Below are 16,713 nucleotides of genomic sequence, written 5' to 3'. Positions count from 1 at the left end.
GGGGCTGGGAAGAAACCCCCGGGACGGTCACAGGGGGACGTGGGCCGGAGTGAACTCGACCGGCAGGGCGGTCACGCCCCGCATCCAGACGGACGGCCGCCACTCGATCTCATCGGCGGGGAGCGACAGCACCACATCAGGGAGCCGGTCGAGGAGCACCTCAATGGCCGCCTTGGTGATGATCTCGGCCAACTCCGGCGCCGGCTCCGGGCAGCGGTGCTCACCGTGGCTGAAGGACAGATGGGCCTGGTTGCCGGAGCTGGCTGCGAGATCCGGCCGCACCTGCGGGTCGGTGTTCGCGGCGGCCAGGCCCAAGATGACGCAGTCGCCCTCCTTGATCTGCTGCCCGCCGAGGTCGGTGTCCCGCGATGCCCAGCGCCCGATGAAGTTCTGGGTCGGAGTGTCCTCCCACAGCACCTCGGTGAGCGCTTGGCTGACGCTGCGGCGCCCGCCGGAGATCGTGACGGCGAACCGGTCATCGGTCAGCATCAGCCGCAAGGTGTTGCCGATCCAGTTGGACGTGGGCTGCTGACCGGCGGCCATGATCGCGATCATGTCCTGGACGATCTCCTCGTCGCTGAGCCGGGCCGGGTGAGCCACCATCCGCGAAGGCACGTCCGGCCTGGGTTCACGGCGGCTTCGCTCCACCAACTCCGCCATCTTCGCGGCTATGCGGCCATACGCCGCGACAGCTCCTTCGCCGTCGTCCAGTGAGGCGGTCATGTCCCGCTCCAGGTCGGCCGTCTCGGAAGGTTCAAGGCCACAGATCCGGGCCACCACGCGCAACGGAACCTGGCTCGCGTACTCGGTCATCAGCTCGGCCCGGCCGCTGCCCGCGAACGCGTCGATCAGTTCGTCGGCGACCTGCTCGCTGTGCGCGCGCAGCTCGAACTGGTCCGTTGCCGACAACGCGTCGCTGATCGCCCCCGAGCGCCGCTGATGCTCTGCGCCCTCGGTGAACAGCACGGACGGCTGATAGCCGACGAACGGCAGCAGCGGCCAGTCCTCCGGGATCCGGTCCCAGGCGTGCCAGCGACGAGAATCGCGGGCGAACAGCTCGGGGTTGGTGGTGACGCGGTGCACCTCGCGGTAGCCGAGGACCAGCCAAGCAGGGATGTCGCCGTCGAGCCGGACCGGGGCGACCGGCCCATGTTCCCGCCGCAACTGCCCGTACAACTCGGCCGGATCGGCCTGGAACCGCAGGGCATGCATGCGTACGACGCCGGGGTCGTGGGCGGGGCAGCCCACGGGAGGCGAGGGGATCTGGGGGTGATTCATGCGGTGCGCTCCTGGGTAGGCGGCACGTTCGCCGACACGCCGAAGGAGTCCCGCATCGCTCGACCGATCGACCGGCTCACCGTGCTTACGGCTGGCGTAGGTGACGTCCGGTCATGGGGAACCCCTGGGTCCCGCACGGCGGACGACGTGGGCAGAAGGCTAACAGCCACCCGCCACGGGAAGGGAAGTCGGCGACGGTACGGAAACAAGCCGCACCACCGTCACACAGGGCCGGACCCCCTCTCACCGCGCCCCTCGCCCGCGCAGAACACCGCCGACTCCCGCGCAGAACACCGCCGACTGGCAACGGGGGGCGCTGCGACCGTGACCGCGCGGACGTCGGTCGGTCCGGCCCGACAGCCGGAGTCTCGTCGTCACCCGCACGCTCCGTTCCGTCCCGGCCGGCCGGACCCGCGACAGGGTCTCGGCCAGCCCGTCACACCACGGACCTGCCCGCGCCCTCAGACACGCTCCAATCCGATGTGCACGGGTCCCCCGCTGGGAGAGACTGCCTCGAGCACGCTCGAGGGGACGCGGAAGACACGCCCCGGCGCGGCCGGCCAGGGCAAGGAGCGGCGGGCGATGATCCGCCCGTCCTGACGGATCGCGATCTTCGGGAAGCGGACGAACTGATCGCTCCACAGCAGGAGTCGGCCGCGCGGAGGCGCGGGGTCCTGGGGGCGCAGGATCTGCGGGGCCACCCAGCGGAAGGGGGCGTCGGCGAGCAGACGTACCCCCTCGGCGTGTTCGCGCAGGCCCTGGAGGTAGGTGATGACCTGGTGGGCGACGTGCCGGCCGTCGAGGGCGGCTACGTCGGCGGTGTCGACGGGGTGCAGCATGTTGCCGGCCGCGTAGACGCCGGGCCGGCTGGTGCGCAGGGCCGTGTCGGTGAGGGGACCGAGGGTGCCGGGGTCGAGGGCGATGCCGGCGGTGCGGGCCAGTTCGTGGTCGGGGATCCAGTCACCGGTGAAGACGACGGTGTCGCAGGCGACGGTCCGGCGCAGGCCGGTGTCCAGGTGCTCGATCTCGACGGCCTGACAGCGGCCCTTGCCGATGATCCGCGTGATGCGGCTGCGGGTGGCGACGGGGACGCGCAGCACGGCGCGTCCCGCGGCGTTGAAGACGCCGTAGGATTCGGCCTTCGGATACCGGCTGATCATGAGGGCGGGTGTGCAGCCCGCTTCGCGCAGGGTGACGGCCGCCGACCAGCTGACCAGTTCTCCGCCGACGATGACGGCCCGCTTGCCGACGGGGCGGTGGTGGAGGTGGACGAGGTTCTGGAGCTGCCCCGTGGTGTAGACACCGTGCGGGCGGTCGCCGGGGACACGGCGCGCGGTCCTGGGCCGTTCACGGGCGCCGGTGGCCAGCACGATGGCCTGCGGGCGGATCCGATAGCGGCCCTCGGGACCGGTGACGTCGACGGTGTGGTCGTCGGACCATCCGGTGACCATGGTGTGGGTACGGATCTCGGCCCCGGCGGCGGTGGCCTGCCGCACGAGGTGGCGTGCGTACGCGGGTCCGGACATGACACGGCGCAGGTCTCGCAGACCGTAGCCGGTGTGGTCGCTGTGGCGGGGGATGCCGCCGGCGGCGGGTTCACGGTCGACGGCGAGGATTCGGCCGCCGTGCCGGGAGGCCAGTTCCGCGGCCGCGGTCAGGCCCGCGGGTCCGGCGCCGATGATCAGGACGTCGGGGGTGATCGGGTGCGGCTGCTGGGTCATCGGGTGTCCTTGTGCTGTCGGCTGCTGCGGCCGTCGTGGTGGTGGTGTTCTTCCCTCAGCGCCGTGACGGCCGCTCCGCAGAAGAAGCCCTGGCAGCGGCCGTTCATGGCGCGGGTGCGGCGGCGCAGCCCTTCGAGACCGCGGGCGGGCAGGGGGGCGTGGCAGGCGTCGCGGATCTCGCCCTCGGTGACGCGTTCGCAAAAGCAGACGATGGTGCCGTAGGCAGGGTCGCGGGCGATGAGGTCGGCGTCCTGGTAGGGGCGCGGGGCGGCTTCGCCGATGTTGGGCATCCGGGGCGGCTCGGGCAGGTCACCGCGGGAACGCAGGTTCAGGCCCGCCTCCTCCAAGAGGGTGCGGACGTGTTCGGCGATGGCGATGCCTGCGGTCAGGCCGGTGGAGCGGATGCCTCCGACGAGGAGGTAGCGCTGCTGGGGGGTGGCCTCGATGAGGTAGTCGGGGTGGTCGATGGCCGCGCGCAGACCGGCGTAGCTCGCGGTGGTTTCCTCTGCCAGCAGCCGGGGCATGAGCCCTTCGCCCTTGCGGAGGAGGAAGTCGAAGCCGTCCTCGGATGTCGAGGTGTCCGTGCGGTCGGTGAGGTCCTCGGCGGTGGGGCCGAGCATGACGTTGCCGTAGATGGTCGGGGAGATCAGCACGCCCTTGCCACGAGAGGTGGGGACCGGCAGCACGATCTTGTCGACCATGGGGCGGGCGAGCTTGTCGAAGACGAACAGCTCGCCGCGGCGCGGGGTGACGGTGAATCGGTCGTGGCCGAAGAGCCGGTCGATGTGGTCGGCGCCCAGGCCGGCGGCGTTGACGACCCAGCGGGCGCGCACATCCCCCGAGGACGTGTGCAGCGTGGTGCTCTCGGGGCCCTCGTCGATGCCGGTGACGGCGTGCTGGAGCAGGATGGTGGTGCCCCGCTGCTGTGCGTCGGTGGCCAGGGCGAGAGTGGTGGTCCAGGTGCAGATGATGGACTCGTCCGGCACGGTCAGGCCGCCGAGTGCGCCGTCCCCGAGGTCGGGAAGGACGCGGTAGACCTCGTCGGCGTCGACGATCCGGCAGTGTTCGTAGCCGTTGGCCTCGGCCTTTTCCTTCAGTCCCGGCAGCGCCCGGAGCTCTTCCCCGTTCCAGGCCACCAGTACGGCGCCGGTGTGCTCGACGGGGATGCCCGTGGCCTTGGCGTAGGCGCTGAGCAGGTGGTAGCCGCGGGCGACCAGCCGGGATTCGAGCGTGCCGGGCTTGGCGTCGAAACCGGTGTGGAGGATGGCGGTGTTGGCTTTGCTCGTCCCGTCGCCCACATCGTCGCGGGCTTCGAGCAAGGCGACGGAGACGTCGCATCCGGACAGTTCGCGTGCGATGGCCGCGCCGACGATGCCGCCGCCGATGACGGCGACGTCGAAGACGCCGCCCGCGGGGCGGTGGGGTGTGGCGGTCATGTGTGTTCTCCCTTGTCGGCGCAGGCCGCGGCGGCCTGCGCCCATGTGGTGCGGAACTCCTCGGCCCGGTCCGGGGACCAGCGGGGTTCGTAGACGGTGGCCGGCTGCCAGTCGCCGACCGCCTCCTCGAGGCTGAGCGTGGGGTCGAGGGCGCAGCGGGCGAGGGCGGCCGCGCCGAGGGGGGTGGCATGAGCGTGGGGGTAGATGTCGACCGGGATCTGGCCGATATCGGCCTGGGCCTGCATCAGGGTGGTGGACTGGGTCAGTCCGCCGTCGGCGCGCAGCCGGGTCAGCGGCCGGCCCAGATCGGCCGCGACCAGGGAGCACAACTCGGCGACCTGGGCGGCGACGCCTTGCAGGACGGCCAGGACGAGGTGCTCGCGACGGGTGGCGAGCGTCAGCCCGGTGAACGACGCGGCCGCCTGCGGCGCCCACCAGGGGGCGGCGAGGCCGGCGAAGGCCGGTACGCACAGCGCTCCCCCGGCATCCGCCGCGGCCACGGCGTCGAGATCGCCGGCTGACCGGATCAGGCCGAGGTCCTGCAGCCATCGCACCGCGGAAGCGACGGTGTAGACCTGACCGTCCACGCAGTACGGCGTCTGTCCGGCGATCCGCCAGGCCACCGACGTGGTCAGGCCGGCAGTGGATCGCACCGCGTTCCGGCCGGTGTTGGCCAGCAGGAAGGCCCCGGTGCCGTAGGTGCACTTGGCCGTGCCCGGCTCCAGGCAGTTCTCGGCCAGCAGCGCCGCCTGCTGGTCGACGATCAGGCCGGCCACCGGGATGTCCCCGCCGAAGGCCCGGGTCGTGCCGACGATCTCGTCGCCGGCGACCAGGCGCGGCAGCCGCTCCTGCCCGAGACCGAAGAGATCGGCGAGTTCACCGTCCCAGGTCACGCTGTCCAGGTCCAGGAGCAGCGAACGGCTCGCGGTGGCGGCGTCGGTGACGAATGCGCCGGTGAGCTGGTGTACCAGCCAGGTGTCCGTGGTCGTCACCACGCCCTCACCGGTGACGTTGCGGCGCAGCCAGGCCATCTTCGGCGCGGAGAAGTACGGGTCCAACACCAGCCCGGTGCGCCGGGCGATCCGCGCGGCATGAGCGGTCAGTTCCCGGCACACGCTCTCCGCGCGCCGGTCCTGCCACACGATGGCCTGCGAAAGGGGAGCCCCGGTCCGGGGATCCCACGCCAGTACGGTCTCGCCCTGATTGGCCAGGGCCACGCAGTCGATCGGCCGGCCGGCGGCGCTGACGGCTCTGCGGCCGGCCTGGAGGACGGAGTTGAGCAGCTCGTGCGGATCCTGTTCGACGCCTCCCCCGGCCAGATAGGCGGGACAGATGGTCTCCTCGGCGATCGCGACGGTGCCGTCCTCGTCGTCGACGACGATGGCCTTCGTGCCGGAGGTCCCCTGATCGATGGCGAGGATCGCGGTCATCGCGCGCCACCTCCGGGGGTGATGTCACTCGGCTTCCGGGTGGCGGTGCCGGTGGTGTCCAGCACGCGATCGACGTCCGCCAGGTCCGGCATGGTCAGCCCGCTCCGGCGCCTGAGCGCCAGCAACCCGGCGAGATAGACGGCACCGATCGCGAACAGCACCAGGACGTAAGTCCACGGGCCGCGGAACGAGGCGTCGCGGAAGATCAGCAGCTCGTACACCAGCCAGACGGCGGCGACGACGAGGACCGGAATCTCCCAGCGACCGAGTGAGAAGCCCATGGTCGGGGGCAGGGACCGGCGCTTGATCGCGTACATCGCGACGGTTCCCGCGTAGATGATGGCCGGCAGCAACGTACCGGCGGAGAACAGCTGGAAGAGCGCGTCCGTGGAGCGGGAGAAAACCGCGAGGATGATCTGGGCGATCAGCATCATGAACACCGAGGCGTTCAGCGGAGTCGCCGTACGCCGGTCGACGCGCTTCAGCAGCTGCCAGCCGGGGAAACGTTCGTCCCGGGACATCGCGTACACCAGCCGGGTGCCGCTCAGGGTGATCACCAGTCCGCAGGAGAAGATCGAGACCACGACGAGGACCAGCAGGATCTTTCCGACGACCGACCCCAGCACGGCGGTGATCACCGTGGCAACCGGTGTCGCCGACGCGCCCACGCCGTCGACCCCACCGGCCGCGGCGGTGACCGCGACCAGGAACAGGAAGCCGAGCACGCCCAGCGACAGCACCGCCTGCGCCATCGCCTTGGGGATGACCCGGGCCGGGTTCCGCGTCTCCTCGGCCAGATTGGCCGCCGACTCGAAACCGACGATGGTGAACGCGCCGAGCAGGAACGCCAGGGCGAACGGGCCGGCATGGGTGGCGCCGCCCAGTGCGTAGTAGCCGCTTTCGGGGACCGGTCCGCTGTCGAAGAGGTGCCCGAAATCGAGCTTGCCGGTGAAGGCGCCCACGGCGAACAGCAGCGTGGTCAGGGCGACCATGCCGATCAGCTGGATCGTCACCGCCACGTTGTTGACCCGGTGCGTGGTCCGGGTGGAGGCGGCGACCAGAACGGCCTGGAGCAGCACCACACCCGCCGTGATCGCCCAGGCGTTCTGTGCCGTTCCGACGTAGCGGAAGAGCTCAGGAAGGATGGTGGAAGCGATCGTGTAGTCCACGGCCACGAGGACCACCCCCAGGAAGGCGAACGAGATCCAGCCCATGATCCAGCCCCACACCGGGCCCACGATCCTGGACACCCACTGGTAGGAGTAGCCGCTGATCGGTATCCGGGCCGCGAGGGCGCCGAAGACCAGGGCGACGGACAGCTGGCCGATCACCGTAATGGGCCAGGCCCAGATGCCACAGGGACCGGAGCTGGCGAGTACCGACCCATAGGTGGTGAAGATGCCCGTCGCGATCGACACGAACCCGAAGGCCACGGAGAACGAGGCGTACCAGCCCAGTTCCCGGGACATGCGCTGGGGACCCTCGCCGCTCGTCGGGGCGTCTGGTCTCACTCCGTGAAGACCTTCATCTGCGTGTGCCATGACTCGAATCCCTGCTCGGGGGCGCCCCCGCTGTTGAGAGTGGGGGCTGTCGGACGTGAAGGAAACCGAAGGTGATCGACGCCACGGGCCCCACCGAGCATGCGCGGTAGGGCCTGGCCACGCCCGGGAGTGACCGGTTCCGTGGGAATCTGACCGTCGATTTCTGGAAGTGTGGCTTAGGGCGCGCATCACGTCAAGGGTTCCCCTGCCCGCAAACCCCAGGACAGCCAGGCGATCGCCGCCCATCACACGCACCGCGAAGGCCCGCACGAGGGCCGTGACCCGACCGGGAGGGATCCGGGCAACGGTAGGATTCAGTCACAGGTCCACAGAAGCAGTCATCATCAAGGGGTGAGCCGTGCTCGCTGCCGAGCGCCATCGCAGAATCGTCGCCGAGATCGCCCGGCTCAACTTCATCACCACCGATCACCTCACCACCTTGCTCGGCGTCTCCCACGAAACGATCCGCAGGGATCTCGCACTGCTCGAACGCCGCGGCGAGCTCTCCCGGGTCCACGGCGGCGCCACCAGCCGCCAGGCGCCGGTCGGGGAGGAGGCATCCTTCAACGAGCGCAGCGGCACGCTGGCCGCGGAGAAGGAAGCGATCGGACGAGCCGCGGCCGCGCTCATCGAGCCGAACCAGACCGTCGTCATCGACGTCGGCACCACGGCTCTGGAAGTGGCCCGCGCCCTGCCCGCCGATCACGTCGGCGTCATCGCCACCCCCTCGCTGCTCGTGGCCTCGGAAGTCAGCACCCGCCCCCGAGTGGAGGTCCTGGTCAGCGGCGGCCGGCTCCGCCCCGGCGACCTGGCCTGCTCCAACGCACAGGCCGTCGAGTTCTTCGGCAACCTGCGGGCCGACGCCGTCTTCCTGGGCTCCGGCGGCATCGCCGCATACGGCCTGACCGACTTCCACCTCGACGAGGTCGCCACCAAGCGCGCGATGCTCGACAACGCCTCCCACCGGTACGTGCTGGCCGATTCGAGCAAGTTCGGCCGCATGGCCGCACATCGCGTGTGCGAACTGAATGGCTTCGACACCCTCATCACCGACAAGCCGTGCCCGGCCGAACTGCGCACCGCCCTGAGCCGGGCCGGATGCGGTGTCATCGTGGCCTGAGGCCCCTCTCTCCGCGGGCCCCGCGCGTGTGTTCATGGCAGATGCGGGCCTGCGCGTAACAGGCGACCGAAGGGGCAGCCGCTGCCCCCACACGGGCCACTTTCCTTGTGGAGCCCGCGCACATGCCTTTCCCGGTAGCTCTTGCCTAACGTGAGCGCCGAGCGGGGCAGTGTGGTGTAAGCCATGGACAAGGGGGTCCGAAACATGCGGTGCCGACGAATCCGGGCAGGTGGCTGGCGGCTGTTATTCGCCCTCCTGATGGCGGTGGTGGCCGGGCTGCCGGCCGCCTCCGGCACCGCGTCCGCCGCGGAGCCGCCCTCCTATCTCACCCAGGAGGCGAGCTACGGCGCCGGTGTGGTGACGGGTGGGTGGGAGCGCGTGGAGCGTTATCTCGACACCACCGCCGGATTCCGCACCGAGGACTACCCACCGGACGGCCGCGGCGACCAGGACGGACAGCGCGTGACGTACTTCGACGGCGTCTCCCGCCCGTACTCCGGCCGCTTCCTGCTCTACTCGGCCCCCGGCTGGGACACCGGCACCCGGACCACGCCCGTGCTCCTCGTCCACGGCGCGAACGACACCGCGGACCGCGCCTGGGCCAATCCGGGCGAGGCGGGCGGCTACGGCTGCGGCGCCCTCTCCTGCCCGTCCACCGGGCTGATGCAGTACCTGTCCGCGCGCGGCCACCGGGTCTTCGCCGTCGGCTTCGCGCACAAGCAGGGCGACAACCTGATGCAGGCGCAGGTCGTGGGCGACGCGATCGCCGTCATCAAGGCGAAGCTGGGCGTCGGCAAGGTCGACGTGGTCGGCTGGAGCAAGGGGGAGATGTCGGCCCGCGCCTATGTGTCGTCCGTGAAGCCGAGCTGGGGACGGGCCTACGCCGGCGACGTGCGCAAGCTCATCACCCTCGGCGGCCCGAACGGCGGCTATGACTACCCCTACGCCCACGGCTGGGCGCACGACTTCTCCATCTGGCCCGAATGCGGGGGCAAGGTCAACGCGCCTTCGCCGCACTCGCACATGACCTGCTACGGAACGTACACGGCGCGCCCCGAGTTCTCGATGACACCCTCCGGCGGGTACGACGCCTACCCCGGCCAGCGCCAGATGCTGGCCCGCTGGGACGGGGTCTACGGAGTCGACGGCGCCGCGCAGGACTGGTACACCACGTACTACGGCGGCCAGGGCCTGTACACGGCGGGCAGCGGCATCCAGGCCGCCATCGACGCCGGCTCGCTGATCGAGCCGCTGCACAACGCCGGAGTACCCGCCGCCGTCACCACCTATCTGCTGGCCGGCGGATCCCCCGATGTCCTCGGCATCTTCAACGAGAACCGCGCCCCCAGCGACGGTGTCGTCTTCATCGCCAGCGCACTCGACACCACCGGCATCCCCACGGTCGGCGGCACGGCCACCATCGTCGGCGCCAACCACCTCGAACTGGGCTGGAACACCTCCGCCGCCGCCCAGGTCGCCACCTGGCTCGCCTAGCGGACTCCCGCGAAGGACCACACACATGACCACGACGACGAATATCATCCGCACCCGGCGTGTGCCCACCGAGCGGCTCAGCGTCCAGATCGCCGAGGTCCGGGACGAGGGGGAACCGGTCGTCTTCGTCCACGGCAACGTCTCCTCCGCCGCCTTCTGGCACACCACGCTGCCCCTGCTGCCGGACCGCTACCGCCCCATCGCACCGGACCTCCGCGGCTTCGGCGGCACCGACCCGCTGCCCATCGACGCCACGCGCGGCCTGCGCGACCACGTCGACGACCTCGCGGCGCTGCTGGCGGCCCTCGGGATCGACCGGGCGCATCTGGTGGGCTGGTCCATGGGCGGGGGCGTGGGTCTGCAGTACCTCCGCGACCACCCGGCCGCCGTGCGCTCCCTGACCCTGGTCAACCCGGTCTCCCCGTACGGCTTCGGCGGCACGCACGGGGTGGACGGCGCCCTCAACTCCCCGGACGGGGCGGGCTCGGGCGGCGGCACGGCCAACCCGGAGCTGGTCGCCCGGCTCGCCGAGGGCGACCGCGGGGAGGGCTCCCCGCTCTCGCCCCGCGCCGTCCTGGCGAACTACTACCTCAAGCCGCCGTGGCGTTCCGGGCACGAGGACGCGTACGTCGAGGCCATGCTCACCACGCGGACGGGCGACGACCACTACCCGGGCGACAGCGTGACCTCTCCCGTCTGGCCGGGCGTGGCACCCGGCACCCGGGGAGTGCTCAACTGCATGTCCCCGCTCCACTTCCGCCTCGACGGGCTGCATCTGGTCGACCCCAAGCCGCCGATCCTGTGGATCCGTGGCGAGGACGACGTCATCGTCTCGGACACCTCGCTGTTCGACCTGGCGCACCTGGGCGCGATCGGCGCGGTGCCGGGCTGGGACGGGACACCCGCCCAGCCGATGGTGGCGCAGACCCGCCACGTGCTGAACCGTTACGCGGCCGGGGGCGGTACGGTCCGGGAGGTGGCCGTGGCCGATGCCGGGCACGCGGTGCATCTGGAGCGCCCCGAGGAGTTCGGCGCGGCGCTGCTGGAGGTCCTGTCGGCATGACGGTGTGCGTCACCGCCCTGGGTGCCGTCCGCGGCAGTACCTCCCCGGACGGTGTCGCGTCCTTCCTGGGCGTTCCCTACGCCGCCCCGCCCTTCGGCCCCCGCCGCTTCCACGCACCGGCTCCGCCCGAGCCGTGGACCGGAGTGCGCGATGCCACGGCCTATGGTCCCACCGCGCCGCACGCACCCTACGCACCGCCCTTCGACGCCCTCGTGCCGGACGACGTCATCCCCGGTGAGGACTGCCTGAATCTCAATATCTGGACCCCCGCGCCGGAGCCGGGGGCGGGTCTGCCGGTGATGGTGTGGCTGCACGGCGGGGCCTTCTCCAACGGCGCGGGGTCGGCGTCGGCGTACGACGGCAGCGCCTTCGCCCGCGACGGGGTCGTGTGCGTCACCCTCAACTACCGCCTGGGCGCGGACGGTTTCCTGCACCTGCCCGGCGTCCCCGACAACCGCGGCCTCCTGGACCAGGTAGCGGCCCTGAACTGGATCCGCGCCCACATCGCCGCCTTCGGAGGCGATCCCGATCAGGTGACCGTCTTCGGCGAATCGGCGGGGGCCATGAGCATCGGCGTCCTGCTGTCCACCGGCGGGGCGCGCGGCCTGTTCCGCCGGGCGATCCTCCAGAGCGGTGCGTGTCACCACTTCCTGCGCCCCGCCTCGGCGGCCCGGATCACCTCCCGCCTCGCCACGAAGCTCGGCGTCGAACCGGCCCCGGACGCCTTCGCCGCGGTCCCCCTCACCGGCCTCCTCCCCGCGCAGGCGGAACTCCGCGCCGAGATGGGCGCGCGCCCGGACCCGGCGCTGTGGGGCGAGGCGGTGCTCAACATCATGCCGTTCGAACCGGTGGCGGCCGATCTCGCCCTTCCCGGCCCCGACTGCGGCGTCGACCTTCTGATCGGCAGCAATAGCGAGGAGTACCGCTTCTTCCTGGTTCCCACAGAGCGCCTGGAAACCGTCTCCGAAACGGAGCTGCGTGCCGGGACGGCCGCCTACGGCCTGGACCCGGACCAGGCACTCCCCCGCTACCGCGCCACCCGCCCCGGTGCCACCCCGGGTGAGCTCCTGGCCGCGGTGGCGACGGACTGGTTCTACCGGATCCCCGCCATCCGCCTGGCCGAGTCCGTCCCGGGCTCGTACCTGTACGAGTTCGCCTGGCGCTCCCCGCGCTTCCGCGCCCGCCTCGGCGCATGCCACACCCTGGAACTGGCCTTCGTCTTCGACCGCCTCCAGGACCCGTCCTACGGCCCCATCCTCGGCGACCGCCCGCCCCAGGCCCTCGCGGACGCGATGCACGGAGCGTGGGTCTCCTTCGCGAAGACCGGCGACCCCGGCTGGCCCACGTACGACGCCACCACCCGCACCACAAAGGTCTTCGCCGCGGACCGCGCTCTGCGGGACGACCCTCGGACAGAGGAACGCCGGCTCTGGGAAGGCGTGCGCTAGTTCCGGTCGCCGCCTCCACGATCACTGGTGCCGGCCCCGTGGGGCGAGCCTTATCGCGGCCCAGGCGCCCCGATCGACCTCGTACAGCACGGTCCAACGGTCCATCCGGATGCTGGTGCTGCGTCTGTCGAGAGATCCGCTTCGCCGCTTCCGAATTCGGCAGCCGCGGACCTGAACCGCGCGAACGTTGTATCGGCACCCGCGGGTCCCTGTGAAGGCAGGTCGTACTCTGGGCACACCACAGGAGGGAAGGCCGAATGAAGATCGTGTTACCCGGAGGGACCGGTCAGGTGGGCGGCATACTCAATCGTGCCCTGACCGCCGCGGGCCACCAGGTCGTGGTGCTGACCAGACGGCCGGTGCGGGACGGTGAAACCGAGTGGGACGGCAGAACGCTCGGCCCTTGGGCGGACGCGATCGACGGCAGCGATGTCGTGATCAATTTGGCCGGCCGCAGCGTCAGTTGCCGCTACACCGATGAGAACCTCCGGGCCATGATGGACTCACGCGTGGACTCCGCGCGTGTCGTGGGTGAGGCGATCGCAGGTGCCAGGACGCCTCCCCGGGTCTGGCTCCAGATGAGTACCGCCACCATCTACGCCCACCGCTCGGACGCACCCCACGACGAAGCGACCGGAGTGATCGGCGGCACCGAATCCGGTGTCCCCGGCTACTGGGCCTTCAGCGTCGAGATCGCGAAGAACTGGGAGCGGGAGCAGGAGCGGGCAAAGACGCCGCACACCCGCAAGGTGGCCCTGCGCTCGGCGATGGTGATGAGCCCCGATCGCGGTGGCGTCTTCGACCATTTGCTGTGGCTGGCGCGGCTCGGCCTCGGCGGGCCGGTCGCGGGGGGCGCGCAGTACGTGTCCTGGATCCACGACCACGACTTCGTTCGCGCGGTGGAGTTCCTGATCGACGGGGACGGTGTCACCGGCCCCGTCAATCTCGCAGCCCCTGCTCCCTTGCCGCATCGGGCGTTCATGCGCGCGCTGCGAAGGGCCTGGGGCGTCCCGGTGGGCCTGCCGGCGACGAAGTGGATGGCTGAGATCGGCGCGTTCGTACTGCGCTCTGACACCGAGCTCCTGCTCAAAAGCCGCCGCGTCGTGCCGGGTCGACTCCTCGAAGCCGGATTCGCGTTCGACCACGCCGAATGGCCGCAAGCCGCTGTTGACCTCGTACAGCGGGTACGCCGGGAGCGATCCCGCACCTGAGCACCCAGGAGGTGCCCAGAACCCTGCACCGCTCGAAAAAACATCCCGCCTTATCCAGGTTCCGCGACCAGGAGGTCGCGGCTCTCCAGGGTTCCCGGCGTCGGCGGTCGTGGCAGGGTCCGAGGGTGGTCCGAGCCGCGTTCCTCACGGCCTTCGAAGTGCGGGTGTGCGCGGTCGAGGCCGGTTGTCCGGGTCGTGAAGGTGTCTGGGTCAGCGCGCCGTCGCGAGGTGGCCCTCCACGAGCGAGAGGCTGCGGGCGCGCAGGGCCGCCCTGGCCTGTTCGTCGTACGCCTGGTCGTTCGCGCGGGCGGGCCGGAGGCGGTCGAAGAACTGGCCGGTGGTGCCTTCGAGGGCGGGGTCGACGGCGAGCCTGCGGGTGGCCTCGGCTCCCGACTCGAGGGTGTCGGCGGTGACGCCGATCTCGGACAGGACGATTTTGGTCGGCATGTAGGTGCCGGGGTGCAGGCAGGTGGCGGTCAGCTCGGTGGGCGCGAACCGTCCGGCGAGGTCGAAGCAGTGCATGATCTGCGCGAGCTTGCTCTGGCCGTAGGCGCGCGTGCCTGAGTAGCCGCGTTCGAGCATGAGGTCGTCGAAGTCGAGCGGGTGCTGGCCAAGGGAAGAGACGTGGACGACGCGGGCGGCGTGCTGCGCGGTCGCGGAGGCCCGCAGGAGCGGGAGCAGATTCTCGGTGAGCAGGAAGGTCGCCAGGTAGTTCACCGCGAAGCGCAGCTCATGGCCGTCGCGGCTGGTGCGGCGCTCGCGTCCGTCGGGCTCGCCGGAGCCGATGCCTGCGTTGTTCACGAGCGCGTCGAGGGTGTCGACGCTGTCCGCGATGGTATCGGCCAGCCCGGCCACCTGGGCGAGGTCGGACAGGTCGGCGGTCGCGGTGACGGGTGCGGTGGCGCCGGACTTGAGGATCTCGGCGATGAGCTGCTCGAGCTTGGCGGGGTCGCGGCCGTGCAGGACGAGTCGGACATCGTCGTCGGCAGCGAGGCGCAGGGCGAGGGCGCGGCCGAGGCCGTCGGTGGCGCCGGTGATCGCGATGGTCGTGGTGGTCATGCCGGTCCTTCCCGCACGGGACTGTGGGTGAGGAGGTTGATGAGGGCATCGACGAGGACCTGATGGGGCTCGCCGGTGGGATGCGCTCCGAGCGGCGGAGGCTCGGCGAGTACGTCGTACCAGAGGAGACCGAAGACAATCCGAGCGTCGAGTGCCGGTGATCGACCTGCCGGGAAATCCCCCCGCTCGACGGCGCGGTCCGCCAGGACCTCGAAGGCGGCGCGGCGGCGGGCGAGGAACTGTTCGCGGAAGCACGCGCCGAATTCCGGGTCGATCTGGGCCTGGGCCATCAGCGTGCGCATCACGCGCATGATCGAGGGCTCGAGGGCGAGCGCGAACGACCGGTCGAGGAACTGGCGGAGGTCCGCCGCATAGCTGCCGTGATCGTCGAGCCCGATCTGGACATCGGCCTTGAGTACCAGCGCTTCGAGCAGCACGTCGGCCTTTGACGGCCACCAGCGGTACACGGTCTGCTTGCCGGTGCCCGCCCGCGCGGCGATCCCCTGCACCGTCAGTCCCGGGTAGCCGAGCTCGACCGTGAGTTCCCAGGCGGCGGCGAGAATCGCGGTGCGGCTGTCCTCACTGCGCTTGCGGCCGGGTCGGACCGGTTCAGGTGCGGACGCCATGGTTCCGAGGCTACATGAATCGAATCGAGACGCACCGATTTCAAATGAGGCGTCTACGCCAGTTCGGGCGCGGCCGCGACGAGGATGTCGTCGAACCGGGTGAGGACGTTGCCGCCGACTGCCGGGGCGACCATGCCGCGTTCAGCCATCATCCAGGGGATCGCGGTGCCGAGCCCGAGCGGTTCGCGGCCATCCCGCCGTACGACCTGGCCGGCGTGCCGCTTCGGCTTCTCCTCGCGGTGGCCGCGGTGCTTCCTCGCCTGCCCGCAGGCGGCGGCCAGGACCTGGTGAGCGAGGTCGACACCGCTCAGCTCGGCGGTCATGCGCTCACCGCCCCCGCCGTCTCGTTGCGGTCTGCCGTCTGCTCTCGCGGTTGCTCCAGCCGCGTCGTCAGGAGGTACGTCTTTCGGGTTCACGCGGATACCAGCGGGTTTCCCCGCCCGCGCGGAGAGCACCCGTCCAGCCCGAGTGGCAGCAGGCAGGGGGATCCGCGGCAGATCCGCCGCCGCGTTCATCCGGCAGTGGCGGATGCCGGTGTCGGCTAGGGCTGGGTGAGATTGTCCATGATCAGTCCGAGGGTGAACTCGAACCGGTCGTGTCCGGTGCCGGAGGTCAGCTCAGCGGCATAGCGTCGGGTCTGCGGAAACGTGTCGGCCGGCAGGGCGGTGAACCGACGGATCAACTCCTCGCGGCCAAGGACCCATTCCTGGTCCGGGTGTCTGCGCCGCTGCTGGACCAGCGACTGCTCCAAGGCGTAGGCGCTGACGTAGAGGGACAGAGCATCGAGCACCCAGGCAGCCTTCTGCGGCTCGATTCCGCCGGCGAGCAGGATCGCCAAAAGCCCTTCCCTGACCCGCAACGTGGAGAGGTTGGTCGGGACTACGCCCAGCGCGGCACGGGAGACTCCGGGGTATTTCAGGTACTGGTCGCGGATCTGCGCGTACACGTCGAGGATCTGCTTGCGCCACGTGGCCGGGTCCGGTTCGGGCAGCACGACCTCGGAGCAGAGCCGGCCGACGAGCAGATCGTCGATGTCCTCCTTGCTGACGATGTGCGCGTACAGCGACGACGGCCCGGTGCCGAGTACCGCGGCGACTCGACGGATGGTCAGTGCGTCGTAGCCCTCGGTGGCCACGACCTGCAGGGCGGCGTCGGTGATCCGGTCGACCGTGATGGGCTTCTTGCGTCGGGACGCCACTGAGGGCTCCCCAGCGGGCTGGGCGTGGCGAGCTGCGCGGCGTTGCCGTGGATCGGAGGGCATACCGATCACCATAGCTTGATACGAT

General features: G+C 70.7%; 14 protein-coding genes. 5 read left to right on the top strand and 9 right to left on the bottom strand.

The genetic code is table 11. The features are described 5' to 3' along the window. Nucleotides 1–27: 27 nt before the first annotated feature. From IEJ02_RS34280 to IEJ02_RS34260, 5 genes are all read right to left on the bottom strand, one after another. Complete coding sequence (locus IEJ02_RS34280) at nt 28–1,278, bottom strand: cytochrome P450 (protein ID WP_191068400.1); 1,251 nt, start codon at nt 1,276–1,278, stop codon at nt 28–30. Between the two features lie 461 nt (nt 1,279–1,739). Next, on the bottom strand, nt 1,740–2,999 hold the full coding sequence (locus IEJ02_RS34275) for an NAD(P)/FAD-dependent oxidoreductase (RefSeq protein WP_191068399.1): 1,260 nt from the start codon (nt 2,997–2,999) through the stop codon (nt 1,740–1,742). Then, complete coding sequence (locus tag IEJ02_RS34270; protein ID WP_191068398.1) at nt 2,996–4,435, bottom strand: NAD(P)/FAD-dependent oxidoreductase; 1,440 nt, start codon at nt 4,433–4,435, stop codon at nt 2,996–2,998. The genes IEJ02_RS34275 and IEJ02_RS34270 overlap by 4 nt, the downstream gene beginning before the upstream one ends. Then, nucleotides 4,432–5,865 (bottom strand): FGGY family carbohydrate kinase, encoded by a 1,434-nt coding sequence (locus tag IEJ02_RS34265; RefSeq protein ID WP_191068397.1) that lies wholly within the window; start codon nt 5,863–5,865, stop codon nt 4,432–4,434. Before IEJ02_RS34265 ends, IEJ02_RS34270 begins: the two co-directional genes overlap by 4 nt. Beyond that, complete coding sequence (locus IEJ02_RS34260) at nt 5,862–7,334, bottom strand: APC family permease (protein WP_223864940.1); 1,473 nt, start codon at nt 7,332–7,334, stop codon at nt 5,862–5,864. Before IEJ02_RS34260 ends, IEJ02_RS34265 begins: the two co-directional genes overlap by 4 nt. 430 nt (nt 7,335–7,764) lie before the next feature. On the opposite strand from IEJ02_RS34260, the gene IEJ02_RS34255 reads away from it, so the two are divergent. From IEJ02_RS34255 to IEJ02_RS34235, 5 genes are all read left to right on the top strand, one after another. Continuing rightward, nucleotides 7,765–8,526, top strand: coding sequence for a DeoR/GlpR family DNA-binding transcription regulator (locus IEJ02_RS34255; protein ID WP_191068395.1), 762 nt, complete (start codon nt 7,765–7,767; stop codon nt 8,524–8,526). Nucleotides 8,527–8,730: 204 nt separating this feature from the next. Further along, complete coding sequence (locus IEJ02_RS34250; protein WP_223864939.1) at nt 8,731–10,020, top strand: esterase/lipase family protein; 1,290 nt, start codon at nt 8,731–8,733, stop codon at nt 10,018–10,020. Nucleotides 10,021–10,045: 25 nt separating this feature from the next. Next, complete coding sequence (locus IEJ02_RS34245) at nt 10,046–11,083, top strand: alpha/beta fold hydrolase (protein ID WP_191068394.1); 1,038 nt, start codon at nt 10,046–10,048, stop codon at nt 11,081–11,083. Continuing rightward, the gene (locus IEJ02_RS34240) at nt 11,080–12,531 is read left to right on the top strand and encodes a carboxylesterase/lipase family protein (RefSeq protein WP_191068393.1); all 1,452 of its coding nucleotides are present in this window, start codon (nt 11,080–11,082) and stop codon (nt 12,529–12,531) included. Before IEJ02_RS34245 ends, IEJ02_RS34240 begins: the two co-directional genes overlap by 4 nt. A gap of 257 nt (nt 12,532–12,788) precedes the next feature. Beyond that, a complete protein-coding gene (locus IEJ02_RS34235) occupies nt 12,789–13,742 on the top strand; it encodes a TIGR01777 family oxidoreductase (protein ID WP_191068392.1) in 954 nt (317 codons plus the stop codon). Between the two features lie 210 nt (nt 13,743–13,952). On the opposite strand, the gene IEJ02_RS34230 is transcribed toward IEJ02_RS34235, so the two are convergent. From IEJ02_RS34230 to IEJ02_RS34215, 4 genes are all read right to left on the bottom strand, one after another. After that, complete coding sequence (locus tag IEJ02_RS34230; protein ID WP_191068391.1) at nt 13,953–14,801, bottom strand: SDR family NAD(P)-dependent oxidoreductase; 849 nt, start codon at nt 14,799–14,801, stop codon at nt 13,953–13,955. Continuing rightward, nucleotides 14,798–15,427: a TetR/AcrR family transcriptional regulator gene (locus tag IEJ02_RS34225; RefSeq protein ID WP_191068390.1), complete on the bottom strand. Its 630-nt coding sequence runs from the start codon at nt 15,425–15,427 to the stop codon at nt 14,798–14,800. Before IEJ02_RS34225 ends, IEJ02_RS34230 begins: the two co-directional genes overlap by 4 nt. 53 nt (nt 15,428–15,480) lie before the next feature. Continuing rightward, nucleotides 15,481–15,750: a hypothetical protein gene (locus tag IEJ02_RS34220; protein WP_191068389.1), complete on the bottom strand. Its 270-nt coding sequence runs from the start codon at nt 15,748–15,750 to the stop codon at nt 15,481–15,483. Nucleotides 15,751–15,968: 218 nt separating this feature from the next. Then, nucleotides 15,969–16,688, bottom strand: a complete 720-nt coding sequence (locus tag IEJ02_RS34215; protein WP_191068388.1) for a TetR/AcrR family transcriptional regulator — start codon at nt 16,686–16,688, stop codon at nt 15,969–15,971. Between the last annotated feature and the right edge of the window lie 25 nt (nt 16,689–16,713).

This window comes from Streptomyces sp. 5-10 (genome assembly GCF_014712245.1).
In the GTDB taxonomy this organism is placed as follows: Bacteria; Actinomycetota; Actinomycetes; order Streptomycetales; family Streptomycetaceae; genus Streptomyces; species Streptomyces violaceusniger.
The sequence above is the reverse complement of the archived record's forward strand: the minus strand, read 5'-3'. Positions and strand labels throughout refer to the sequence as shown.

Coding starts and splice junctions, on each gene's coding strand:
- IEJ02_RS34230 (WP_191068391.1), bottom strand. CDS start 14,801: ATGACCACCACGACCATCGCGATCACCGGCGCCACCGACGGCCTCGGC.
- IEJ02_RS34265 (WP_191068397.1), bottom strand. CDS start 5,865: ATGACCGCGATCCTCGCCATCGATCAGGGGACCTCCGGCACGAAGGCC.
- IEJ02_RS34275 (WP_191068399.1), bottom strand. CDS start 2,999: ATGACCCAGCAGCCGCACCCGATCACCCCCGACGTCCTGATCATCGGC.
- IEJ02_RS34280 (WP_191068400.1), bottom strand. CDS start 1,278: ATGAATCACCCCCAGATCCCCTCGCCTCCCGTGGGCTGCCCCGCCCAC.
- IEJ02_RS34215 (WP_191068388.1), bottom strand. CDS start 16,688: ATGCCCTCCGATCCACGGCAACGCCGCGCAGCTCGCCACGCCCAGCCC.
- IEJ02_RS34220 (WP_191068389.1), bottom strand. CDS start 15,750: ATGACCGCCGAGCTGAGCGGTGTCGACCTCGCTCACCAGGTCCTGGCC.
- IEJ02_RS34245 (WP_191068394.1), top strand. CDS start 10,046: ATGACCACGACGACGAATATCATCCGCACCCGGCGTGTGCCCACCGAG.
- IEJ02_RS34260 (WP_223864940.1), bottom strand. CDS start 7,334: ATGTCCCGGGAACTGGGCTGGTACGCCTCGTTCTCCGTGGCCTTCGGG.
- IEJ02_RS34270 (WP_191068398.1), bottom strand. CDS start 4,435: ATGACCGCCACACCCCACCGCCCCGCGGGCGGCGTCTTCGACGTCGCC.
- IEJ02_RS34235 (WP_191068392.1), top strand. CDS start 12,789: ATGAAGATCGTGTTACCCGGAGGGACCGGTCAGGTGGGCGGCATACTC.
- IEJ02_RS34225 (WP_191068390.1), bottom strand. CDS start 15,427: ATGGCGTCCGCACCTGAACCGGTCCGACCCGGCCGCAAGCGCAGTGAG.
- IEJ02_RS34240 (WP_191068393.1), top strand. CDS start 11,080: ATGACGGTGTGCGTCACCGCCCTGGGTGCCGTCCGCGGCAGTACCTCC.
- IEJ02_RS34250 (WP_223864939.1), top strand. CDS start 8,731: ATGCGGTGCCGACGAATCCGGGCAGGTGGCTGGCGGCTGTTATTCGCC.